Origin of the sequence: Arthrobacter sp. AFG20 (assembly GCF_002892795.1) — a bacterium.
In the GTDB taxonomy this organism is placed as follows: domain Bacteria; phylum Actinomycetota; class Actinomycetes; order Actinomycetales; family Micrococcaceae; genus Arthrobacter.
Window position 1 is genome coordinate 315,786 of sequence record NZ_PJMC01000005.1, and the last position, 21,946, is coordinate 337,731.

The window sequence follows — 21,946 nt, forward strand, 5'->3', positions numbered from 1 at the left end:
CCGGTGAAAGAATCGGCCAAAAGCCACACAACGTTCGTGATTATCGCCGGCATTGTCCGGCCGGTCCTGAACCTGATCATGAATAGAAAATGGGAGGGCACGGAGAAGCTTCCCGCGGGCGGCTTCATCGCCGTGCCCAACCACTGCACCGAGATCGACCCCCTCGTGATCGGGCACATGCTGTACAGCAACAAGCGCGCCCCGCACTTCCTGGCGAAGTCGGGCCTCTTCAAGGTCCCGGTGGTGGGTGCCGTGCTGCGTGCCACCAAGCAGATCCCGGTGGAACGCTCGACGGCGGGTGCTAACCGCTCGCTGCAGCTCGCCCAGGAGATTGTGGCTGAGGGCGGAGCGATCATTATCTACCCCGAGGGCACGCTGACCCGCGACCCCGACCTGTGGCCCATGAAGGGCCACACCGGCGCCGCCCGCATTGCCCTCGAGACCGGCATCCCGGTGGTGCCGATGGCGCACTGGGGCGCGCACGAGCTCTTTCCCCGCTACGCCAAGCGGTTCCACCTGTTCCCACGCAAGACGTCCAGGATCCGGATCGGCGACCCCGTCGACCTCTCGCGCTTCGCGGGCCGCGCCCGGGACAAGGCCACCCTGGCTGAAGCCACGGACGTCATCATGGATGCCGTGACCGGACTCCTGGCCGAACTCCGCGGGGAGCAGCCGCCGGCCCGGCGCTGGGACCCTACCGCCCACAACCAGACGAAGCACGGCCGCGACGTCGAGCGGGGCGGGAAGTGACGCCTGTGCACGCCCGGCCCGGCTCCGCCGTGTCGGTGGCAGTCCTGGGCGCCGGCTCGTGGGGCACCACCTTCGCGAAAATCCTGGCCGACGCCGCCACGGCCTCCGGGGTGGAGCGCAGCATCCGGCTCTGGGGGCGCCGGGAGGAAGTCGTAGCCGAGATCAACGGCAACCACCGGAACCCCCAGTACCTGGCAGATATTGAGCTTCCGCCGAGCATCTCCGCTTCCACCGACGTGGCGGACGCGCTGTCCGGCGCCGACCTGGTTGTCCTTGCCGTTCCGGCGCAGTCGCTGCGCCTCCAACTGCGCAAGTGGAAACCCCTGATCGGGCCCGACGCCCTCGTGGTGTCCCTGATGAAGGGCCTTGAGCTGGGCACCGACGCCCGGATGAGCGAGGTGGTCGCTGAGGAACTGGACATACCAGCCGACCGAATCGCCGTCGTCTCCGGCCCCAACCTGGCCATGGAGATCGCCCGGGAGGAGCCCACGGCCTCGGTCGTCGCCTGCCCTGACTCCGCCGTCGCCGGCTGGATCGCCAGAAGCTGCACGGCCCCCTACTTCCGCCCCTACACCACCTCGGACATCGTGGGTGTCGAGATCGGCGGCATCGTCAAGAACGTCATCGCGCTTGCTGTGGGCATCTGCGAGGGAAAGCAGATGGGGGACAACACCAAGGCCTCCGTGATTACCCGCGGCCTGGCCGAAACCTCCCGGCTGGCCCTGGCGCTCGGCGGGAAAGCCCACACCATGGCCGGCCTGGCCGGACTTGGGGACCTGGTGGCCACGTGCTCGTCACCCCTGTCCCGGAACCACACCGCCGGCCGCCTGCTGGGGCAAGGACTCACCCTGGATGAGGTTGCCCAGAAAATGACCCAGACCGCCGAAGGCATCAAGTCCGGCCAGGCCGTCCACGAACTGGCCGGCAAGCTCGGCGTCGAAATGCCCATCACGGCGGCCGTCGTCGCGGTCCTCGCCGGAAAATTGTCCGTTGACCAACTCGGGCCGCTGCTGCTGTCCCGGGAACTTAAAGCCGAAGGCGATTACTGACAGTGTCGGAAGAAAACTTGACCGCAGCGGACAACACCAGCCAGAGCAAGGCCGCCCACGGCGGTAGCCAGCCCAAGCCGCGGGTGGCCGTCCTCTTTGGCGGCCGTTCCAGCGAGCACGCTGTCAGCTGCGTGACCGCTGCCGGGGTGCTGGGGGCCATCGACCGGAACAAGTACGACGTCGTTCCCATCGGCATTGCCAAGTCCGGCCAGTGGGTGCTCGCGTCCGGTGAGACGGCCCAGTGGTCACTCTCCGCTACCTCGCTTCCGGAGGTTCCGCCGTCGGCCCAGACTGTAAGCCTCACGGAGATCGGCGGAGAGCACCAGCTCATCGTGACGGCCCCCAACGAGGTGCCGCAGGAACTTGGCGCCGTGGACGTGGTGTTCCCGCTGCTGCACGGGCCGTTCGGCGAGGACGGCACCATCCAGGGGCTCCTGGAACTCTCCGACACCCGCTACGTCGGCGCCGGTGTCCTGGCCTCGGCGGTAGGCATGGACAAGCACTTCATGAAGGTGGTCTTCGAGGCCGCCGGTTTGAAGGTGGGTCCGTACATCGCCGTGACCGACCGGCAGTGGCGCAACGACCCCGAGTCTGTCCGCAAACAGGTCGACCTGCTGGGCTTCCCCGTGTTCGTCAAGCCCGCCCGCGCCGGATCCTCGATGGGCATCTCCAAGGTGGACTCGCTTGACGGCCTGGACGCCGCCATTGAAGCCGCCCGCGAACATGATCCGAAGCTGGTGATTGAGGCCGGCATCGTCGGCCGGGAAATCGAATGTGCCGTGCTCGAGGGCCGCGGTGGGGACGCCCCCCGCACGTCCCTGCCCGGCGAGATCTCCGTGGCCGGCGGCGCGCACGAGTTCTACGACTTCCAGGCCAAGTACGTGGACGACGCGGCCGCCCTGAGCTGCCCCGCGGACATGCCCGGGGAAGCGATTGCGCGCGTCCGCGAGCTCGCTGCTGCGGCGTTCGACTCTGTGGGGGCTGAGGGCCTGAGCCGGGTCGACTTCTTCTACACGCCGGACGGCGACCTCATCATCAACGAGATCAACACGATGCCCGGATTCACGCCGAAGAGCATGTACCCGCAGATGTGGGCGGCCACCGGACTGAGCTATCCGGAACTGATCGACGAGCTGATCCATCTGGCGCTGACCCGCAAGACCGGCCTGCGCTGAGTTCTGTCTACTTGCTTGTAGGCAGGTCCTGGACTTCCTGCTGGCCCACGCAGTTGCGGCTGGCCTTGATCTTCGCGGCTGCGGCGGACAGGTCAGCCAGGACCGTGGCCGAACTGATCTTGTCCGGATCCATCAGGATTTCCGTGGCGGGTTCCCGGCCGTAGGTGGTCAGTGTCCAGACGGGGCTGCCCTCCTTGATAACCCAGTCGACGTCATTGACGCTGACGCAGCGGTCTGTGGTGGGTCCGGGGACGTTGACGCCGCACCGCAGGACCACCCGCGACGGGTCGCCCCAGGCGGCGGTGGCCTGGCTGTTCGTCTTCCGCAGGCGGGCGTCGCCGATCGAATCCGGCAGCGCCACCATCATCGGGGCGCAGGCCGGGTTGGCTGCGTCGGCGGCGGGGGCAACGTCGACGGCGGGTGAACAGCCGCCCAGCGCCAGTCCAGTTAGCGCGGCGGCCACTGCCACTGCCAGCCTGCGGACGGGTTTCTGGGCAGGTTTCTGGGCAGGCGGGTAATGCATCAGTCAAGCCTATCGCTCCGCGGCGCGCCGGACTGACCGCCGAATGCGCCCGCACTCCATGCCGGCCGGGCCCGGAAACCCGGCCAGCCAAAGAATGTCGGTCCGTGGCGGTAGCGTAGTGGCGTGCCCCAATCACCATTGACTGTCGCCCAGCTGTCCGAAGCGGAGCTTCTGGCGCGGATCTTCCCGCGCCTGGAACTCAGTGCCCTGCACAGTGCCGCCGTGGTCCTTGGCCCGGGCGATGATGCCGCCATTATTGCTGTTCCGGACGGCAGGACCGTCATCAGCATCGACACCCAGGTCCAGGACCAGGATTTCCGGCTCGAGTGGAACAACGGCTACCGGACCACCGGATATGACGTCGGGTGGAAGGCCGCAGCACAGAACCTCAGCGACATCAACGCCATGGGTGCCTCGGCAACGTCCATGGTGGTGAGCCTGACCCTGCCGCCTGGCACGCCGGTCGGATGGGTCGAGGATCTTGCGGACGGCCTCACGGCCGCCATCAGCAAGCTGGGCGCCGGTGCTTGCTCTGTCGCTGGCGGCGACCTTGGCCGCGGCCGCGAACTGTCCGTCACCGTTGCAGTCCTCGGCACGCTCGACGGCGGCCAACCGGTACTCCGGTCCGGTGCCCAGGAAGGCGACACTGTGGCCATCGCCGGGCGGGCGGGCTGGGCTGCCGCCGGGCTGGCACTGCTGGAGTCCGCGCATCATGTGGGTTCACTTTCACCGGACCTGCTGTCGTTGCTCGAGCTTCAGTGCCGCCCGGAGCCGCCCCTGGAGGCCGGACCGCTGGCGCGCATGTCCGGCGCCACAGCGATGATGGACATTTCCGACGGCCTGGTACGGGACGGAACCAGGATGGCGGTGGCCAGCCACGCTGTGCTGGACCTGGATCCCGGGCACCTCGGCCAGCTCGCCGAGCCCCTCCGCCCCGCGGCCATACTCCTAGGCGCCGACCCGCGCGCCTGGGTACTCGGCGGCGGGGAAGACCACGGGCTCCTGGCCACATTCCCGGCAGGCATGCAAGTGCCGCCCGGGTTTACTGGGATAGGCTCAGTACAGGCCTGCGGCGCAGACACGGCGCCGGGCGTGACGATCGCGGGACGGCCCGCTGGCTCCGTGGGATGGGATCACTTTGCAGACTAAGGTTGCCGCGAACGCTCAAGCGATGAAGCGGTGGTTGGGCAAGGCCGAAACCGCACTGGGCAACCACAGCGACCGCCTGAACGCCATCAATATCTTCCCGGTAGCCGACGGCGACACCGGTACCAACCTCTACCTCACGGTCCGTGCCGCTCACCGGGCACTGCAGGATGCCATCCCCGCCGACGCCGGCCAGATGCAGGTGCCGGAGCAGGCCGGCCGACTGGCAAAGCTCAATGACGTGGGCGCCGTTCTTGCGCATGCCGGTGAGGCGGCAATGGAGCAGGCCAAAGGGAACTCCGGCACGCTGTTCTCCGTATTCCTCTGCGCCGCGGCCGAGCCGTTGGCCGGACACGCCAGACTCACCTCCTCGCTCCTCGCGGCAGCCCTCAACCGGGCGCAGATCAGGGCCTGGTCCGCACTGAGCGACCCCGTTCCCGGCACCATGCTGTCCGTCATGGAGGCAGCGGGCCGGGCCGCGGCCGCCGTCGACGCCGGCCAGAACGGCAACGACAGCAACCACGCCCTAGGCCTGGTCCTGGATGCGGCCGTGGAGGCCGCGCTAGAGGCTGTGGTCCGCACGGAGGGCCAGCTTGATGCCCTGCAGGCTGCGCACGTGGTGGACGCCGGCGGCGTGGGCATGCTGCTGATCCTGGATTGCCTCCGTTCGGCGGTGCTGGGAGAGGAGCTCCGCAGCGAACTGCTGGACGGGCTGCACGGGTACGATCTCCAGGACCCCCACATCCACACCGGCATGCCGGACGACGACGGCGTCGAGGTCATGTGCACCATCAGCCTGTCCCCCCTGGACGCCGCCACGCTCCGGCAGCGGCTGGATGAACTCGGGGACTCCGTGATCATGAGCCAGGTCGGGCCTTCCGCTGACGCCGATGGCCGGTACCGGTGGCGGGTCCACGTGCACGTCCCGGACCCGGCCCCCGCCCTTGGGGCGATCAGGTCGCTGGGCGATCCGGCGGACGTCTCAGTCAGCGAGCTCGCCCTGCCCCGGGATCCGTCGGGAGAAGTGAGCGCCGAAGGACGATGAACGTCGAACTGGAACTCGGCCTGGAGCGCCGGGTCGGCAAGCGCTCCGCGGCCGCGATCGAGAAGCACCTGGGCATCACCACCGTCGGCGGCCTGCTCAACCACTTCCCGCGCCGCTACCTCAACCGCGGTGAACTGACGCGGATCAGCGAACTTCCCTTCGATGAGGAAGCCACCCTCATCGCCCGCGTCGTCTCCAACAGCACCCGGCAGATGCGCGCCCGGAAAGGCTCTATCACCGACGTCGTCATTACCGATGACGCCGGCACGGGCACACTGAAAATCAGTTTCTTCAACGGCCGTCTCGCCAGGGCCGAGCTGCATCCCGGCCGGCGGGCCATGTTCTCCGGGAAGGTGACGCGCTACCAAGGGTCACTGGGGCTGACCAATCCGAACTACCAGTTGCTGGATAACGATCCGGATGTCCCGGACATGGACCCCGAAAAGCTCGCGGCCATGCCCATCCCGATCTACCCGGCCACCGCAGGCCTCACCAGCTGGTCCATCCAGAAGGTGGTGAAAGCCCTGCTGGAAACCGCGGACCTGGACGCCTTGCCGGACCCGTTGCCGGCGGCCATATCCGCGCGGGAAAAATTCCTTCCGGTACCGGAGGCCTACCGGCTCATCCACGCCCCGGAGACCGCGCAGGACTGGCGCAAGGCCAGGGACCGGTTCCGCTATCAGGAAGCCCTCGTCCTCCAGTCCGCCCTGGCCCGCCGCCGCGCCCAGCTCGCTTCCGAGGAGGCCACCGCCCGGCGTCCCGTGCGGGAGGGGCTGCTCGCAGCCTTCGACCGCCAGCTGCCGTTCACCCTGACCGCGGGCCAGTCCGCTGTCGGCAAGACCCTCTCGGAGGAGCTGTCGCAGGACGGGCCCATGAACAGGCTGCTGCAGGGTGAAGTCGGCTCCGGAAAAACCATTGTGGCGCTGCGGGCCATGCTCCAGGTGGTGGACGCCGGGGGACAGGCAGCGCTGCTGGCGCCCACGGAAGTTTTGGCGGCACAGCACTTCGATTCCATCCGGCGGACACTTGGCGAGCTGTCCCGCGATGGGCTCCTGGGCGGGCTGGGCGACCACACTGTGCAGGTCAGCCTGCTCACCGGCTCCATGCCCACTGCCGCTCGCAAGCAGGCGCTGCTCGACGCCGCCTCCGGTACAGCCGGGATTGTCATCGGAACCCACGCGCTGTTGAGCGACAACGTCACCTTCTTCGACCTGGGCCTCATCGTGGTGGATGAGCAGCACCGCTTCGGCGTGGAACAGCGCGATGCCCTGCGTGCCAAGGCCAGCAAGCCGCCGCACCTGCTGGTCATGACCGCCACCCCGATCCCCAGGACCGTAGCCATGACGGTGTTCGGAGACCTCGAAACGTCCGTGCTTGACGAACTGCCCGCGGGCCGGGCGCCCATCACCACGCACGTCGTCGGCCTTGCGGAAAACCCCGCCTGGGCGGGCCGCATCTGGTCCCGGTCACGCGAAGAGATCGAGTCGGGCCACCAGGTCTACGTCGTGTGCCCCAAGATCGGGGCAGACGACGACGGTGACTTCACTCCCGGTGAAGCGGAACCCGACCCCGGGGAACTGGAGGGGGACGGAGCCGCACGCGAACTGGCCTCCGTGACCGCCGTCGTCGAACACCTCAGGGAGGAACCGGCCTTGGCCGGGGTGGCGCTGGCGCCGCTCCACGGGCGCCAGGACCCGGTGCTGAAGTCAGAGACCATGGCCTCCTTCACGGCCAACCAGACCAAGCTGCTGGTATCCACCACCGTCATCGAGGTGGGCGTGGACGTACATAATGCCACCCTGATGGTCATCCTGGACGCGGACCGCTTCGGCATCTCCCAGCTTCACCAGCTCCGCGGGCGCGTGGGCCGGGGAGGGCTGCCGGGCACATGCCTGCTTGTGACCACGCTCGAACCGGGGCACCCGAGCCGGCGCCGGTTGGATGCCGTGGCGGCCACCACCGACGGGTTCGAGCTGTCCCAGGAGGACCTGAAGCTGCGCCGCGAGGGCGACATCCTCGGCGCCTCGCAGTCCGGTGGCCGGTCTACGCTGAAGCTGCTGCGCGTCCTGGAGCACGAGGACATCATTGCCCGAGCCCGGCTGGACGCCCAGAAGATTGTGGGCACAGACCCTGCGCTGGCAGGCTATGCGGCACTTGCCGAGGCCATTGACGAGTACCTGAATCCCGAGAAGGAGGCGTTCCTTGAACGCGGCTAGCACCATCCACCTGCCACCCGGAGCGCCGCGGGCGGGGGACGGCGCATGAGCAGGATCGTTGCCGGTGCCGCGGGCGGAACCCCGCTGGCCAACGTGCCAGGTTCAATGACGCGTCCCACCACGGACCGGGTCAAGGAGGCGCTTTTTTCCCGGCTGGACGCGTTCAACGTGCTCGGCGGCGCCCGCGTCCTGGACCTGTACGCCGGATCCGGGGCGCTCGGAGTCGAGAGCGCCAGCAGGGGAGCGGAAACGGTCGATCTCGTGGAGTTCGACGCGAAGGCCAGCGCCGTGTGCCAGCGGAACGCCGACCTCATCAACGGAGTCCTGGGCCGCAAGGCCGTTACGGTGCACCGCTCAAAGGTGGAGTCCTTCCTCGAACGGACGGCCGGGGACACCAGGTGGGACGTTGCGTTCCTGGACCCGCCTTATCCGCTTGACGAGCCCGCGCTGGCGTCTGTCCTGGAAAAGCTTGCCCCGCACCTCAGCGACGTGGCGGTGGTGGTGGTCGAACGGTCGTCGCGCTCCACCGAACCGAGGTGGCCGGGAGGCCTGGAGCGCTTTGCCGAGAAGAAGTACGGCGAGACACGGCTGTGGTACGCCGAACCGTCCAGCGGCCAGGATGTGGACCTCGCGCTGGACGCCGAGGACTGAGCAGTTAGTCCGACAACCCGTCCAGTTCCACGCCGGCCAGGACTTTGGCCGGATGAGGGCCGCGGGCTGTGAGGGCGGCGGTCCACTGGGGCGGCCACGGCCCGCGGGTGCCGGCAAGGATGATGTTCCCGGGATACTTGCCCGTGAACATGCCCGCCTCAGCGCAGGCCGCGACGTCGGTCATGGACTTCCGCAGCGCGGCCACCTGGCTCCGGACGAGCGTCAGGCCCGGCTCGTCGCCGACATTCACAATCAGCACGCCCCGCTCCGAGAGGAGCGCCGCGGCCTCCTGGTAGAACCCGGTGCAGGCGATGTGCTCCGGTGCCTCCGGCCCGGAGAAGATGTCCAGGATGACGACGTCGAAACGCAGGTCCGAGGGCAGCTCGGCCAAGGCAGCGCGCGCGTCGCCGATGACCGTGTGGAGGTCGGTTCCGTCCGGCAGCGGCAGCCGCTCCAGCACGAAGTCCAGCAGCTCCCGTTCCAGTTCCACGGCGTACTGCAGGGAGCCGGGGCGGGTCGCCTGGATATACCGTGCCAGGGTCAGGGCGCCGGCCCCCAGGTGCAGGGCGCGGATGGGTTCACCCCACGGCGCGGCGAGGTCCACGATGTGCCCGATCCGGCGCAGGTATTCGTAGAAGATGTCCTCGGGGTCGGCCAGGTCCACGTGCGACTGCTCGGCGCCGCCGATGCTGAGCACGAAACCGCCGTCAGTGTAGGTATCCGGTTCGATGACGGCGTGCTGGCCGGTGGCGCGCAGGAAGCGCGATGCCCGGACGCCGCCGTCGGGCATGGTCAGAGCCTGTCCCGGAGGGTCGCCAGCCGCGCGGCGGCCTCCTCGAGGACTTCGTCGCGCTTGCAGAACGCGAACCGCAGCAGGCTGCGCGTCCGTTCCGCGCCCTCGGGGTGGCAGAACACGGGCACCGGAATCGCTGCCACGCCCACCAGCCCTGGCAGGCGCCGGGCCAGCTCCACTGAGTCCCGGATGCCCAGCGGCGAGGTGTCCACGTTGACGAAGTAGGTGCCATCGGGCGTGAAGACGTCCAAGCCGGCTGCGCGCAGCCCCTCGCTGAGGATGTCGCGCTTTTTCCGCAGTGTGGCGGAGATGCCCTCGTAAAACTCGTCGGGCAGGGCCAGGCCGGTGGCGATGGCACTCTGGAACGGTGTGCCGGAACTGTACGTGAGGAACTGCTTCACCGTCCGGACCGCTGCTATCAGGTGCTCCGGGCCGCTCAGCCAGCCGACCTTCCAGCCGGTGAAGGAGAACGTCTTGCCCGCCGAGGAGATGGTGACCGTCCTGTCGCCGGCCCCCGGCAGCGTGGCCACCGGTATGTGGCGGACGCCGAAGGTGAGGTGCTCGTAAACCTCGTCGGTGATGATGATCGCGTCATGCTTCCGGGCGAGGTCGACGACGCGCTGAAGCACCTCGCGCGGGAAGACCGCACCGGTCGGGTTGTGCGGGTTGTTCAGCACTACGACTTTGGTGCGGCCGGTGAACGCCGCCTCCAGGGCTGCGGCATCGGGCAGGAAATCGGGGGCCAGCAGCGGCGCGGTGACGTGCGTGGCGCCGGACAACCCGATGATCGCGCCGTAGGAGTCGTAAAACGGCTCGAAGGTCAGGACCTCATCGCCGGGGCCGACGAGGGCCAGCAGTGACGCGGCGATTGCCTCGGTGGCACCGGTGGTGACGATGATTTCAGTGTCCGGGTCCGGCTCCAGCCCGTAGAACCGCTTCTGGTGTTCGGACACGGCCTTCCGGAGCTGGGGGATCCCCTTACCGGGCGCGTACTGGTTGGAGCCTTCGGCGATCGCGGCCTGCGCGGCCGCCTTAATCTCCGCGGGGCCATCCTCGTCGGGGAAACCCTGCCCCAGGTTGATTGCGCCGGTCTGCAGGGCGAGCGTGGTCATCTCCTCGAAGATCGTCACGCCCAAGGCGCCGTCGCTTGCCAGCAGGTTCGCTCCAGTAGCCGCACGCTGCCAGGGCGCCGGAAGTGTTTGTGTCATGGGTTTCCTGCCTGTCTGTTCAGCCGCGGCCCCGGGGCGGGCGGTGCCCAAGTCATGGTATCCCGGCCCGGCGATACGGTAGGTTCGGAGCATGAGACGCGCCGTATGCCCAGGCTCCTTCGACCCCATCCACAATGGACATCTCGAGGTCATCGCCCGAGCCGCGAGCCTGTTTGATGAAGTGATCGTTGCCGTGTCCACCAACTATGCCAAGAAGTACCGGTTTCCGCTCGAGGAACGCATTGAGATGGCCAGGGAGACCCTGGCCTCCCTGCGCGGCATCGTCGTGGAACCCGTCGGAGAGGGGCTCCTGGCGGAGTACTGCCGGCAGCGCGGGGTGTCCGCCATCGTGAAGGGGCTGCGGTCGTCGTCGGACTTCGACTACGAGCTTCCCATGGCGACGATGAACCGCCAGCTGAGCGGAGTGGAGACCGTGTTCCTTCCGGCAGAGGCGCACTACCTTCATCTGTCATCCACCCTGATCAAGGAAGTGGCAACCCTGGGCGGGAGTGTGTCCGAGTACGTTCCCAGATCCGTGCTGAAACGGCTTCTTGCTGGCGGCGCGCCTTAGGCCGCCCGCCAGCCCTGAAGGGGGTAGGCTTGTCCGGTACGTTTCCGGTGCACGCCGGCCGCGTGCCCCGGCGTGGCATCCGGTTTGAGTCCGTCAGGGAGTTCAGGCTAAGATGGTACGTCGGTCATATGTTCAACAGGAGTTCTCATTAAGCGAGATGCAAGTTCGCCCTTGATGTTAGATGTCAAGGACCTCGGGCGCAGCCCGGGGAGCATGCGTACACTGACGGAACATGTACCCGCGCCGAAAGATCTCGGCGTGGCGCTCATTGGCGTTCAGGAAGGCTCGGATATCGAGCTCGACCTGAAGCTTGAGGCCGTACACGAAGGAATTCTGGTATCAGGAACCGCCCTTACCGAAGTAAAAGGTGAGTGCGGCCGATGCCTGGATCCCCTTGCGTATGACCTTGAGGTCAATGTGCAAGAACTTTTCCTCTACGAAGGCGTACTGCTTTCCGACGGGGAAGACGATGAAGAGCAACGTCGAGTCGAGCACGATCTGATCGATCTTGAGCCGGTGTTGCGGGACGCAGTCGTGACCGCGCTGCCGTTCCAGCCGGTGTGCCGGGAAGACTGCCAGGGTCTGTGTTCCGAATGCGGAGCGCGCCTGGAAGACGAGCCGGGGCACCACCACGAGGTCGTAGATCCTCGCTGGGCTGCCCTAGCTGATCTGGCTAAGCCTGACCGGCAAAATTGATTTGTAAGTGTTTTTCTAGAGAGAAATGAGTTAGCCGTGGCTGTTCCCAAGCGGAAAATGTCTCGCTCGAATACCCGCGCCCGTCGTTCCCAGTGGAAGGCAACTGCCCCCCACCTGGTGAAGACCGTCGAGAACGGCCAGGTCACCTACAGCCTGCCGCACCAGGCAAAGGTCGTCACCGACTCGGCTGGCACTGCGCTGTTCCTTGAGTACAAGGGCCGCAAGGTCGCGGACGTCTAATCGGCCTCCAAGCTGATCAGGATGTCTTCAACTGAAGAGCTTCTGAAGCGTCTCGGTGTCTTCATTGACGCCGGGACGCTTCGTCTTGCTCTGACACACCGTTCGTACGCCTACGAAAACGGCGGCATACCCACCAACGAGCGCCTCGAGTTCCTGGGCGACTCCATCCTGGGCTTTTCCGTCACCGATGCGCTGTACCGCGACAACCCGACGCTCCCCGAGGGTGACCTGGCCAAACGCCGGTCGGCCGTGGTGAGCACGCGTGCCCTCGCCGGCATCGGTCGCAGCCTGGGCATCGGAGATTACATTTACCTCGGCCAAGGGGAGAAGCTCACCGAAGGCAAGAATAAGGCCTCGATTCTGGCCGACACCATGGAAGCACTCATTGGTGCCACCTACGTGTCCAACGACATCGAGACCGCCCGCCAGCTGGTGATGCGCCTCATCGGACCGCTGCTGAAGGATGCCGCCGCCCTCGGCGCCGGCACCGACTGGAAAACCAGCATCCAGGAGCTGGCCGCGGGACGGCAGCTGGGCAGCATCTACTACGCCGTCGAGGGCTCGGGCCCGGATCACGCGCGCACCTTCGTCGCAGTCCTCCAGATCGGCGGAACCGCCTATGGAAAGGGCTCCGGCCATTCCAAGAAGGAAGCCGAGCAGGAAGCTGCGGCAGATGCCTGGCGGAAGCTCTCAGGTGCGGAGGCTAAGGTCTCTGGCGCGGAGTCTGCGCCGGCGGACGCCTCAGCTGCCCCGTCGGAATCGGCTGCGGGCAGCTAAGCCCCCGTGCCTGAACTGCCCGAAGTCGAGGTGGTCCGCCGCGGCCTGGTCAACTGGGTGCGCGGCCGGACCATCACCGGCGTCGGCGTGCTTGACCCGAGGTCCGTGCGCCGGCATGCCTTGGGACCCGAGGATTTCGTCGGGAATCTTGAAGGGGCCACAGTCCTCGACGTCGTCCGCCGCGGCAAGTTCCTCTGGATGCCACTGCAGGAGGACGGCGCGCCGCGCATTGATACAGATGCCAGCGGTTCAGGGCTGCCGGCCGTCGCGCTCATGGCCCACCTCGGCATGAGCGGGCAGCTCCTGATGCAGGACAGCTCCGTTCCGGATGAGAAACACCTGAAAATCCGCCTGCGGCTGAGCCCGGAGGGAACCATGCCGGAGCAGCTGCGGTTCGTGGACCAGCGGATCTTCGGCGGCCTTTTCGTCACCACGCTCGTTCCCACGGACGACGGCGGGCCCGGCGGGCTCGCGGAGGACCCGGCGCCGGTCATCGCCGAGGAAGCCTCGCACATCGCGCGTGACCCCCTGGATCCGCATTTTTCATTCGACACTTTCTACCGCCGTCTCCGGAAGCGGAAGACCGGGCTAAAACGCGCACTGCTGGACCAGGGGCTTGTTTCCGGGATCGGCAACATCTACGCCGACGAGGCCCTGTGGCGGGCCAGGCTGCACTATGCGCGGCCCACCGACACCCTCCGGCGGGCCGACGCCGAGCGCGTTATCGCCGCTGCCCGCGACGTGATGTCCGATGCCCTGGCCGCCGGCGGCACCAGCTTCGACTCCCTGTACGTCAACGTCAATGGCGCGTCCGGTTACTTCGAGCGGTCCCTCAACGCCTACGGCAGGGAGGGGGAGGAATGCCGGCGCTGCGCGGCTGCCGGCATCGTCAGCATCATGAAGCGTGAGACGTTCATGAACCGGTCCTCGTACACTTGCCCTGTCTGCCAGCCGCGGCCGCGCAACGGCCGCTGGTGACAATTGCCACCCTGGTCGGAGGGTCCGGAAGGCCGGAAATCCGGGGATCCCGGCCCGTTTGCCACTAGATTTAGTGGAGGACAAGCAGCCGCTGCCGCCACCTATGGAGATCTGAAATACCTTGCACCTCAAAAGTCTGACCGTCCGGGGCTTCAAGTCGTTTGCGTCGGCAACGACGTTCGACTTTGAGCCCGGCGTCACGGCAGTTGTCGGGCCCAATGGCTCGGGCAAGTCCAACGTGGTGGACGCCCTCGCCTGGGTCATGGGGGAGCAGGGCGCCAAAACCCTCCGCGGCGGCAAGATGGAGGACGTCATCTTTGCCGGCACGTCCGGCCGCCCGCCCCTGGGCCGCGCGCACGTCTCGCTCACCATCGACAACGCCGACGGTGCCCTGCCGATCGAGTACAGCGAAGTCACCATCTCGCGCACGCTCTTCCGCACCGGCGGTTCCGAGTACGCCATCAACGGCTCAGCGTGCCGGCTCCTGGACATTCAGGAACTCCTCTCCGACTCCGGACTCGGCCGCGAGATGCACGTCATCGTGGGGCAGGGGCAGCTGGACCGGGTGCTGCACGCCACTCCCGAGGACCGCAGGGGCTTCATCGAAGAAGCCGCCGGCATCCTCAAACACCGGCGGCGCAAGGAGAAGACCGTCCGCAAGCTGGAGGCGATGCAGGCCAATCTTCAGCGGCTCAGCGACCTGACCGGGGAAATCCGCCGGCAGCTCACGCCGCTGGGCAAGCAGGCAGAGGTGGCGCGGCGCGCGCAAACCGTCCAGTTCGAGGTCCGCGACGCCCGCGCCAGGCTGCTGGCAGATGACCTGGTCCAGCTTCAGAACACCCTTGCGCAGGACATTGCCGACGAGTCGGCGCTCAAGGCGCGGCGCGGCGTCGTCGAATCCCAGCTTGAGGAGGGCCGCCGGCGGCAGGCGTCACTGGAGCAGCTCGCCGCGGAGGCGACGCCCCGGCTGAACGCCGCCCGGGACACGTGGTACCAGCTGTCCGCGGGACGGGAGCGGCTGCGCTCCCTCGCATCCCTGGCTCAGGAACGCTGCCGCCTGCTGGGCTCCGCAGAGCCGGCGCCGGAGCCGGGCCGGGACCCGGACCAGCTGGAGCGGCAGGCCGCACGGGTCCGCGGCGAGCAGGCGGATCTGGAGCAGGACATCCTCGCTGGACGCGCCGCGCTGGAGGCCGCCACCGCCGCCAAGTCAGCGGCCGAGGATGCCGCCGCAGCCGAGGAGAAGCGGCTCACCGCTGCGCTGCGCGCCGCCGCAGACCGGCGTGAGGGCCTGGCGCGCCTGGCCGGCCAGGTGGGGGCGGCGCGCTCAAAGGTGGAATCTGCCCAGGCCGAAGTCGGCAGGCTGCGCGAATCCCTGGCCGCCGGCGATGAGCGCCGGCGGCATGCCCAGTCCGAGTTCACGGCGCTGGAATCGCAGGTGGCGGGCGTCGAGGACGGCGAGGAAACCCTTGATGCCGAATACGAGGACGCCAGCGCTGCCCTCGACGAAATCCTCGCGGAGATCGATTCCCTGAAAGGAACCGAGCGCGACGCCGTCCGCGAACGGGACGCGCTGAGGGCGCGGCACGAGGCCCTTCAGTTGGGACTCAACCGCAAGGACGGCTCCGAGCATGTCCTCGGTGCCGGCGTGGCTGGCACCGTCGGCCCGCTGGCCAGGGCACTGACCGTTGAACCGGGCTATGAGGCAGCCGTCGCTGCAGCCCTGGGCAGCGCTTCGGATGCCATCGTGGTGCGGGACGCCGGAACGGCAGCAGAACTGGTCCGCCTCCTCAGGGAGGACGACGCCGGCCGCGCGACGCTGCTGCTCGAGGCCGCGGCACCTCCCGCAGGAGCGCCCGCTGCCGCAGGAAAACCGGCTGCAGGAAGCGGTGCCCTGCCAGCCGGGGCCCGTCCGGCGGCGGACCTGGTAACGGCCTCCGGAACCACGGCGGCGGCCGTGCAGACGCTGCTCGCTGCCACCGCCGTCGTCGACGATCATGACACGGCGGCGGACCTGGTGGCCGGTCGTCCCGACCTTACCGCCGTGACGCTGGCAGGCGACGTGTTCACCGCCTGGACCGTCACCGGCGGTTCCGCGAAGGCGCCCTCGCTGCTTGAGGTGCAGGCCGCCGTCGACGACGCAGCGTCCCGCCTGGCGGCGGTCACCGCCGGGCTGGAACAGGGCCGCTTTGCCCTTGCTGCCGCCGAGGCCCGGCGCGCCGAGGCGCAGGAACGCGCGGACGCCGCGCTGGAGCGCCTGCATGAATCGGATGCCCGGCTGGCAGCGGTGGCCGAACGTCTGGGCCACCTCAACTCGGTCTTGCGCAGCGCCGTCGGCGAAAGCGAACGGCTCGCCGCGTCGCTGGCCCGTGCGGAGGCGAACATCGTGGCCGAGCAGGAGGCGCTGACGGCGGTGGCAGCCCGGCTGGCGGCTGCCCAGGACGCGCCCGCCGAGGAGGAACCGTCCACGGAACAGCGGGACGCGCTGGCTTTGGCTGCATCCCAGGCGCGGTCGGCCGAAATGGAGGCCCGGCTGTCCCTGCGCAGCCGGGAGGAGCAGCTCACGGCCATCAGCAACCGGGCCGCCTCGCTGGAACGCGCGGCGGCCTCGGAACGCCGGGCGCGGGAACAGGCCGCCGAACGGGCCCGCCGCCGAAGGATCCAGGCCAAGCGGGCGGCGGCGGTCTCGGCCGCGGCGGAGCACCTGATCCGGTTCAGCGACGTTTCCGTTGAGCTGGCCGGGCGGGAGCGGGACCTCGCCGAGCAGGTCCGGGAGCAGCGGGACCGGGAACTGGCCAGCATCCGCACGGCCAACGACGCGCTGGCCCGCGAACTGGCGGAGCTGACCGACTCCGTGCACCGCGACGAGCTGGCCCGTGCCCAGCAGCGGCTCCGAATCGAGGCGCTGGAAACGAAGTCGGTGGAGGAGTTGGGGCTGACGGCGGACCAGCTCGTGGCGGACTACGGTCCGGACCAGCCGGTGCCCCTGCCCGCCGCCGCTTCCACGGACAAGTGGGCGGCGCTGCGGGCACCCGTTGATACTGAGGGCCAGCCGGTGGTGGAGGGCGTGCCGTTCGTCCGCGAGGACCAGGAAAAGCGGCTCCGCAAGGCGGAACGGGACTTGTCATCGCTGGGCAAGGTCAACCCCCTGGCGCTGGAGGAGTTCGCTGCGCTGGAGGAACGCCACCAGTTCCTCAGCACCCAACTGCAGGACCTCAAAGCCAGCCGCAAGGACTTGCAGGACATCATCAAGGAAGTCGATGACCGCGTGCAGAAGGTCTTCGCGGAGGCCTTCGCGGACACCTCGGCCCAGTTCGTGCGGGTCTTCGGCCGGCTCTTCCCGGGCGGCGAGGGAAGGCTGGTCCTGACCGACCCCTCGGACATGCTCACCACGGGCATCGAGGTCGAGGCCAGGCCCGCGGGCAAGAAAATCAAGCGGCTGTCCCTGCTCTCCGGCGGCGAAAGGTCGCTCACCGCGGTGGCCCTGCTCGTGGCCATCTTCAAGGCCCGGCCCTCGCCGTTCTACGTCATGGACGAGGTCGAAGCGGCCCTCGATGACACCAACCTGGGCCGGCTTATTACGATCTTCGAAGAACTCCGCGAATCCAGCCAGCTGATCGTGATCACCCACCAGAAGCGGACCATGGAGGTGGCCGACGCGCTCTACGGTGTGACCATGCGGGGCGACGGCGTATCCACCGTCATCAGCCAGCGGCTGGGAGCGGACGTTTAGGGACCTGTGGCTTGTGAGAAGCTAGGGGTGTGAATGACATCATCCCCATTCTTCTGCCCATTCTTGCTGCCCTCGTAGTTATCGGCGGGCTGGTCCCGGTGCTGATGAAGGCCCGGAAATCCCGCACACAATACCTCGGCACCCGGGACGCCAACGACCCCGTTGAGCCGCGCGGAGGCGGAGGGACACTCCTCGAGGACGGCCCGGCTGCGCCCGCTGATCGTCAGGCGCTGGACGCCGTCGACCTTGAAGGGCTGGAAACCGAGGTCCCGGACGACGCCGCTGGCCTGGAAACCATCCCGGTGGAGACGCCGCTGCCCGTGGAGGGGCGGCTCAACCGCCTCCGGGAGCGCCTGGTCAAGTCCAACAACGTGCTCGGCAAGGGCCTGCTGGCACTGCTCTCCAGCGACAAGATCGACGAGGACGTCTGGGATGAGGTGGAGGAAACGCTGCTCCTGGCCGACCTCGGCACTGAACCGACCATGCAGCTTGTGGATGCGCTCCGCGAACGCGTGAAGGTCCTGGGCACGCGCGACCCCGAGCACGTCAAGGCGCTGCTCCGCGAAGAGCTCATCAAAATCGTGGACCCTTCCATGGACCGGAGCCTGCGGGTAGACCGGCACGCGGACAGGCCGGCCGTCGTGATGGTGGTGGGCGTTAACGGCGTCGGCAAGACCACCACAGTGGGCAAGCTGGCCCGCGTGCTCGTCGCGGAGGATAAGGACGTCATCCTCGGCGCGGCGGACACCTTCCGCGCCGCCGCGGCAGAGCAGCTGGCCACCTGGGGACAGCGCGTTGGCGTTCCCACCGTGAAATCCGACATCGACGGCGCGGACCCGGCATCCGTGGCGTACGAGGCCGTCAAGGCCGGCATCGACCAGGAAGTCGACGTCGTCATGATCGACACCGCCGGCCGCCTGCAGAACAAGGTCGGCCTGATGGACGAGCTTGGCAAGGTCAAGCGCGTCGTGGAGAAGCTGGCAGAGGTGGACGAGGTCCTCCTGGTTCTGGATGCCACCACCGGCCAGAACGGGCTCAACCAGGCACGGGTCTTCGCCGAGGTTGTCAACATCACCGGCATCGTGCTGACCAAACTCGACGGAACCGCGAAGGGCGGCATCGTCGTCGCCATCCAGAAGAGCCTCGGAGTGCCCGTGAAGCTCATCGGCCTCGGCGAGGGCGCGGACGACCTCGCGCCGTTCGAGACCGAGGCTTTCGTCGACGCCCTCCTGAACTAAACCCCGGTCCGCTGCACTGTCTCCCGCGCGGCCAGCCAGCCTGCCGCGGCGACCAGAAGCACGGCCCCTGTCGCTGCAAAGGCCCAGCTGTAACCCAGCCGGTCCGCCAGCAGTCCGACGATAACCGGCCCGAGGATGGCACCGATGTCCGACGTCATCTGGTAGGCAGCCAGTACAGGTCCGCCGGAACGCTGGCGGCCGATCACATCGGCCACGGCCGCCTGCTGCGCCGGGTTGAGCATTCCCGCGCCCACGCCGGCCAGCATCGACGCGGCCAGGAACCACCACAGCCCCTGGGTGAGGCCGATCGCTGCGGTGGCCGCGCCGGTGACCACGAGGCCGGCCAGCATCATCGGCTTCCGCCCCAGGCTGTCGGCGAGCCTGCCCGACACGGTCAGGGCGAGCGCATTTCCGGCGGCGAAAACTGCCAGCGCCCAGCCGGCCGCCTCCGGTCCGGAGCCCAGGGCCGTGACGGCAAACAGCGGCACCGTGGCCATGCGCACACCGAAAGTAGCCCAGCCGTTGGCAAAGCTGGAGAGCATGGCTGCCCGGTAGGCGCTGTCGCGGAAGGCCTCGCCGAGTTTCATGGCCGGGGCAGCCGCTGCATCGCCGCGGGCCGAGCCGGGAACATGGCTGAGCTGCGTCTGCACCACCAGGGCCGCGAGGACGAGCGCTCCGGCATAGGCCAGGAACGGGATGCGCAGGCCGAGGCCGGCCAGCAGGCCGCCGACGATCGGCCCGCAGACATTGCCGATCAGGAACGCCGACGCGTAGGCGCCGGACACCCGGCCACGGCTCTCCGGCGGCGCCAGCCTGATGACCAGCGCCATCGATGCCACCGTGAACATGACCGAACCGGCACCGCCCAGCCCGCGGAACACCAGCAGCTGCCAGTAGCTCTGGGCGAAGGCACAGGCCGCGGTGGACGCCGCCACGATGAGCAGGCCGGCCACGTACACGGGCCGCTCGCCGAGCCTGCCGATGAGGGCACCACCGGCCGGTGCGAACAGCAGCCGCATGAACGCAAAGATACTGACGATGACCGCGGCGGCGGTCGCGCCGACGTCGAACGTGGTGGCGAACTGCGGCAGCACCGGTGCCACCAGGCCAAAACCCAGCGCAATCAGGAAGGCTGCGACGAGCATCACCTTGATGTCACGGGGCAGCGGAGCATCCTCGGGGCGGCGGACCGCCGGGAACCGCGGTCTGCCCGCGGCGTTACGGGGGAGTGGCGTCATGAAGCGGGGAATCCTTGCGAAACGGACGGAACGGGTGTTTGGGGCGGATGAAACATATCCGTAACAAGCAGGATATGCACCATTTACGTCAGGGAGGTTGTTGTAACAGGCCCGCAATCTAAATCCTCCGCCAGCGAAACACACCGCGGCAAAACTTGATTCAGGACGCAAAAGGCGTTGGGCAGGCGGATCACTCCGCAGCATTCGATCAAGAGAGGACGTGCACCATGGAACTTACCGCAGGTCACGTATGGCTCATGGTGGCGGCGGCACTCGTGCTGTTCATGACACCGGGTCTGGCATTTTTCTACGGCGGCATGACACGCGCCAAGGCCGCACTGAACATGATGATGATGAGCTTCATCTCCATCGGCATGGTCGGCGTGGTGTGGGTACTCTGGGGCGCGTCGATGAGCTCCGGCGAGGGGTTCCTGCAGATTGTCGGGAACCCGTTCGCAACCTTCGGTCTCGAGGGCATCACCACGCCTGATGGCCTCATCAAGGTCGGCTACGCGGCCACCTTCGCGATCATCACCGTCGCCCTCATCAGCGGCGCCATCGCAGACCGCGCCAAGTTCGGCGCGTGGAGCGTCTTCGTGCCCGTCTGGGTCACCCTGGTGTACTGCCCCCTCGCCTACATGGTCTGGGGCGGCGGCCTCTTCGGCCCCGAGGGCGCCATCGGCAAGGCCCTCGGCCCCGCCATCGACTTCGCCGGCGGCACCGTCGTCCACATCAACGCCGGTGTGGCCGCGCTGATCCTGGTCCTCATCATCGGCAACCGCAAGGGCTTCGGCAAGGACCCGAACCACCGCCCGCACAACATCCCGTTCGTCATGCTCGGCGCGGCCATCCTGTGGTTCGGCTGGTTTGGCTTCAACGGCGGCGCCGCCACCACCGCGGAACAGGGCGGCCTGATCTGGATCAACACCCTGGCTGCTCCGGCTGCAGCCATGCTCGGCTGGCTGGTCACCGAACGCGTCCGTGATGGCCACCCCACCTCGCTGGGTGCTGCCTCCGGTGTGGTTGCCGGCCTCGTCGCCATCACCCCGGCCTGTGCAAACGTCAGCCCGGTCGGCGCCCTTGGACTCGGTGTAGTAGCCGGTGTGGCCTCCGCCCTCGCCGTCGGCCTCAAGTTCCGCTGGGGCTTCGATGACTCGCTGGACGTCGTCGGCGTCCACCTCGTCTCCGGCATCATCGGCACCGTGGCCCTGGGCTTCATCGCCCTCCCCACCGACGGCGTCGGCGGCGGCCTCTTCTACGGCGGCGGCTTCACCCAGCTATGGGCCCAGCTGGCGGCAGCCGGCATCGCCATCGCCTACTCGGCTGTCCTGACCGCGATTATCGCAGTGGCCATCCACAAGACGATGGGCTTCCGGGTCTCCCAGGAGCAGGAAGCAGTGGGCGTGGACCTCAGCCTGCACGCAGAAACCGCCTACGAGTTCGGCGTCGGCGGCCACGGCGGCAGCTTCCAGCCCCTGCACGAGCTGATCACCGGCGGGCAGACCAGCGGCACCGACGCTGTTCCTGCAGGCAGCGACGGCAAGAAGACAGCAGCAGCAACAGGTAAGGAAAGCGTGGGGGCATGAAACTGATCACAGCAATCGTTCGTCCGGAGAAGCTCGAATCGATCCGCGAGGGCCTGGAGGCCTACGGGGTCCAGGGCCTGACGGTCAGTGCGGCCAGCGGCTACGGCCGGCAGCGCGGCTACACCGAGGTCTACCGCGGCGCCGAGTACAACGTGGACCTGCTGCCCAAGATCCGCGTTGAGGTGCTCGCCACGGACGAACAGGCTGACGACATCCTGGATGTCATCATCGCCAGCTCCAACACGGGCCGGGCCGGCGACGGCAAGGTCTGGACGGTCGATGTCTTCGAAGCAGTGCGGGTGCGGACGGGTGAACGCGGCGTAGCCGCCATCTAGC

At 67.9% G+C, this 21,946-nt stretch carries 20 protein-coding genes; 16 read left to right on the forward strand and 4 right to left on the reverse strand.

The features are described 5' to 3' along the window. The first annotated feature begins 3 nt into the window (after window positions 1–3). Genes CXZ05_RS08455 through CXZ05_RS08465 form a run of 3 tightly spaced genes read left to right on the forward strand, consistent with a single transcriptional unit; the run spans window position 4 to window position 2,974 of the window. Window positions 4–750, forward strand: coding sequence for a 1-acyl-sn-glycerol-3-phosphate acyltransferase (locus CXZ05_RS08455; protein WP_102972145.1), 747 nt, complete (start codon window positions 4–6; stop codon window positions 748–750). Continuing rightward, window positions 747–1,799: an NAD(P)H-dependent glycerol-3-phosphate dehydrogenase gene (locus tag CXZ05_RS08460; RefSeq protein ID WP_102972146.1), complete on the forward strand. Its 1,053-nt coding sequence runs from the start codon at window positions 747–749 to the stop codon at window positions 1,797–1,799. Before CXZ05_RS08455 ends, CXZ05_RS08460 begins: the two co-directional genes overlap by 4 nt. A gap of 17 nt (window positions 1,800–1,816) precedes the next feature. Continuing rightward, the gene (locus CXZ05_RS08465; protein WP_102972217.1) at window positions 1,817–2,974 is read left to right on the forward strand and encodes a D-alanine--D-alanine ligase family protein; all 1,158 of its coding nucleotides are present in this window, start codon (window positions 1,817–1,819) and stop codon (window positions 2,972–2,974) included. 7 nt (window positions 2,975–2,981) lie between these two features. On the opposite strand, the gene CXZ05_RS08470 is transcribed toward CXZ05_RS08465, so the two are convergent. Then, window positions 2,982–3,497, reverse strand: a complete 516-nt coding sequence (locus CXZ05_RS08470) for a DUF3515 family protein (RefSeq protein WP_102972147.1) — start codon at window positions 3,495–3,497, stop codon at window positions 2,982–2,984. 123 nt (window positions 3,498–3,620) lie between these two features. On the opposite strand from CXZ05_RS08470, the gene thiL reads away from it, so the two are divergent. From thiL to rsmD, 4 genes are read left to right on the forward strand one after another with little or no spacing between them, the layout of a single operon-like run. Beyond that, window positions 3,621–4,646, forward strand: coding sequence for a thiamine-phosphate kinase (thiL, locus tag CXZ05_RS08475; protein WP_102972148.1), 1,026 nt, complete (start codon window positions 3,621–3,623; stop codon window positions 4,644–4,646). Window positions 4,647–4,668: 22 nt separating this feature from the next. After that, window positions 4,669–5,688, forward strand: a complete 1,020-nt coding sequence (locus CXZ05_RS08480; protein WP_102972149.1) for a DAK2 domain-containing protein — start codon at window positions 4,669–4,671, stop codon at window positions 5,686–5,688. Then, entirely contained in the window at window positions 5,685–7,904 is a 2,220-nt protein-coding gene (locus CXZ05_RS08485; protein ID WP_102972150.1) for an ATP-dependent DNA helicase RecG, read from the forward strand. Before CXZ05_RS08480 ends, CXZ05_RS08485 begins: the two co-directional genes overlap by 4 nt. A 45-nt stretch (window positions 7,905–7,949) precedes the next feature. Then, a complete protein-coding gene (rsmD, locus tag CXZ05_RS08490) occupies window positions 7,950–8,555 on the forward strand; it encodes a 16S rRNA (guanine(966)-N(2))-methyltransferase RsmD (protein WP_102972151.1) in 606 nt (201 codons plus the stop codon). A 4-nt stretch (window positions 8,556–8,559) separates the two neighbouring features. Here rsmD and CXZ05_RS08495 read toward each other — a convergent pair whose 3' ends face one another. Further along, window positions 8,560–9,345 (reverse strand): spermidine synthase, encoded by a 786-nt coding sequence (locus tag CXZ05_RS08495; protein ID WP_180987322.1) that lies wholly within the window; start codon window positions 9,343–9,345, stop codon window positions 8,560–8,562. A gap of 2 nt (window positions 9,346–9,347) precedes the next feature. Further along, window positions 9,348–10,556, reverse strand: coding sequence for an aminotransferase class I/II-fold pyridoxal phosphate-dependent enzyme (locus CXZ05_RS08500; RefSeq protein WP_180987323.1), 1,209 nt, complete (start codon window positions 10,554–10,556; stop codon window positions 9,348–9,350). 91 nt (window positions 10,557–10,647) lie between these two features. Between CXZ05_RS08500 and coaD the strand changes: the two genes are divergently transcribed. From coaD to ftsY, 7 genes are all read left to right on the forward strand, one after another. Then, complete coding sequence (gene coaD / locus CXZ05_RS08505; protein WP_102972153.1) at window positions 10,648–11,127, forward strand: pantetheine-phosphate adenylyltransferase; 480 nt, start codon at window positions 10,648–10,650, stop codon at window positions 11,125–11,127. A gap of 171 nt (window positions 11,128–11,298) precedes the next feature. Beyond that, entirely contained in the window at window positions 11,299–11,823 is a 525-nt protein-coding gene (locus CXZ05_RS08510) for a DUF177 domain-containing protein (RefSeq protein WP_102972154.1), read from the forward strand. A gap of 36 nt (window positions 11,824–11,859) precedes the next feature. Continuing rightward, the gene (gene rpmF / locus CXZ05_RS08515) at window positions 11,860–12,063 is read left to right on the forward strand and encodes a 50S ribosomal protein L32 (protein WP_009356569.1); all 204 of its coding nucleotides are present in this window, start codon (window positions 11,860–11,862) and stop codon (window positions 12,061–12,063) included. 21 nt (window positions 12,064–12,084) lie between these two features. Beyond that, a complete protein-coding gene (rnc, locus tag CXZ05_RS08520; protein ID WP_102972155.1) occupies window positions 12,085–12,840 on the forward strand; it encodes a ribonuclease III in 756 nt (251 codons plus the stop codon). Between the two features lie 6 nt (window positions 12,841–12,846). Beyond that, complete coding sequence (gene mutM, locus CXZ05_RS08525; RefSeq protein ID WP_102972156.1) at window positions 12,847–13,818, forward strand: bifunctional DNA-formamidopyrimidine glycosylase/DNA-(apurinic or apyrimidinic site) lyase; 972 nt, start codon at window positions 12,847–12,849, stop codon at window positions 13,816–13,818. Window positions 13,819–13,939: 121 nt separating this feature from the next. Continuing rightward, window positions 13,940–17,548, forward strand: a complete 3,609-nt coding sequence (gene smc, locus CXZ05_RS08530) for a chromosome segregation protein SMC (RefSeq protein ID WP_180987324.1) — start codon at window positions 13,940–13,942, stop codon at window positions 17,546–17,548. Between the two features lie 29 nt (window positions 17,549–17,577). Further along, entirely contained in the window at window positions 17,578–18,786 is a 1,209-nt protein-coding gene (ftsY, locus tag CXZ05_RS08535) for a signal recognition particle-docking protein FtsY (protein WP_102972157.1), read from the forward strand. On the opposite strand, the gene CXZ05_RS08540 is transcribed toward ftsY, so the two are convergent. Continuing rightward, window positions 18,783–20,024, reverse strand: coding sequence for an MFS transporter (locus CXZ05_RS08540; RefSeq protein ID WP_102972158.1), 1,242 nt, complete (start codon window positions 20,022–20,024; stop codon window positions 18,783–18,785). The genes ftsY and CXZ05_RS08540 overlap by 4 nt on opposite strands. Before the next feature lie 227 nt (window positions 20,025–20,251). On the opposite strand from CXZ05_RS08540, the gene CXZ05_RS08545 reads away from it, so the two are divergent. Together CXZ05_RS08545 and CXZ05_RS08550 are read left to right on the forward strand one after the other, a co-directional pair. Further along, complete coding sequence (locus CXZ05_RS08545; RefSeq protein ID WP_102972159.1) at window positions 20,252–21,610, forward strand: ammonium transporter; 1,359 nt, start codon at window positions 20,252–20,254, stop codon at window positions 21,608–21,610. Continuing rightward, on the forward strand, window positions 21,607–21,945 hold the full coding sequence (locus CXZ05_RS08550; RefSeq protein ID WP_003806050.1) for a P-II family nitrogen regulator: 339 nt from the start codon (window positions 21,607–21,609) through the stop codon (window positions 21,943–21,945). The genes CXZ05_RS08545 and CXZ05_RS08550 overlap by 4 nt, the downstream gene beginning before the upstream one ends. Window position 21,946: the final 1 nt, after the last annotated feature.

What these genes read in the sequence shown, in the direction of transcription:
- CXZ05_RS08470 (WP_102972147.1), bottom strand. Translation starts at nt 3,497, where the DNA reads ATGCATTACCCGCCTGCCCAGAAACCTGCCCAGAAACCCGTCCGCAGG.
- CXZ05_RS08480 (WP_102972149.1), top strand. Translation starts at nt 4,669, where the DNA reads ATGAAGCGGTGGTTGGGCAAGGCCGAAACCGCACTGGGCAACCACAGC.
- CXZ05_RS08495 (WP_180987322.1), bottom strand. Translation starts at nt 9,345, where the DNA reads ATGCCCGACGGCGGCGTCCGGGCATCGCGCTTCCTGCGCGCCACCGGC.
- CXZ05_RS08500 (WP_180987323.1), bottom strand. Translation starts at nt 10,556, where the DNA reads ATGACACAAACACTTCCGGCGCCCTGGCAGCGTGCGGCTACTGGAGCG.
- CXZ05_RS08485 (WP_102972150.1), top strand. Translation starts at nt 5,685, where the DNA reads ATGAACGTCGAACTGGAACTCGGCCTGGAGCGCCGGGTCGGCAAGCGC.
- CXZ05_RS08550 (WP_003806050.1), top strand. Translation starts at nt 21,607, where the DNA reads ATGAAACTGATCACAGCAATCGTTCGTCCGGAGAAGCTCGAATCGATC.
- CXZ05_RS08545 (WP_102972159.1), top strand. Translation starts at nt 20,252, where the DNA reads ATGGAACTTACCGCAGGTCACGTATGGCTCATGGTGGCGGCGGCACTC.
- rnc (WP_102972155.1), top strand. Translation starts at nt 12,085, where the DNA reads ATGTCTTCAACTGAAGAGCTTCTGAAGCGTCTCGGTGTCTTCATTGAC.
- coaD (WP_102972153.1), top strand. Translation starts at nt 10,648, where the DNA reads ATGAGACGCGCCGTATGCCCAGGCTCCTTCGACCCCATCCACAATGGA.
- rsmD (WP_102972151.1), top strand. Translation starts at nt 7,950, where the DNA reads ATGAGCAGGATCGTTGCCGGTGCCGCGGGCGGAACCCCGCTGGCCAAC.
- CXZ05_RS08540 (WP_102972158.1), bottom strand. Translation starts at nt 20,024, where the DNA reads ATGACGCCACTCCCCCGTAACGCCGCGGGCAGACCGCGGTTCCCGGCG.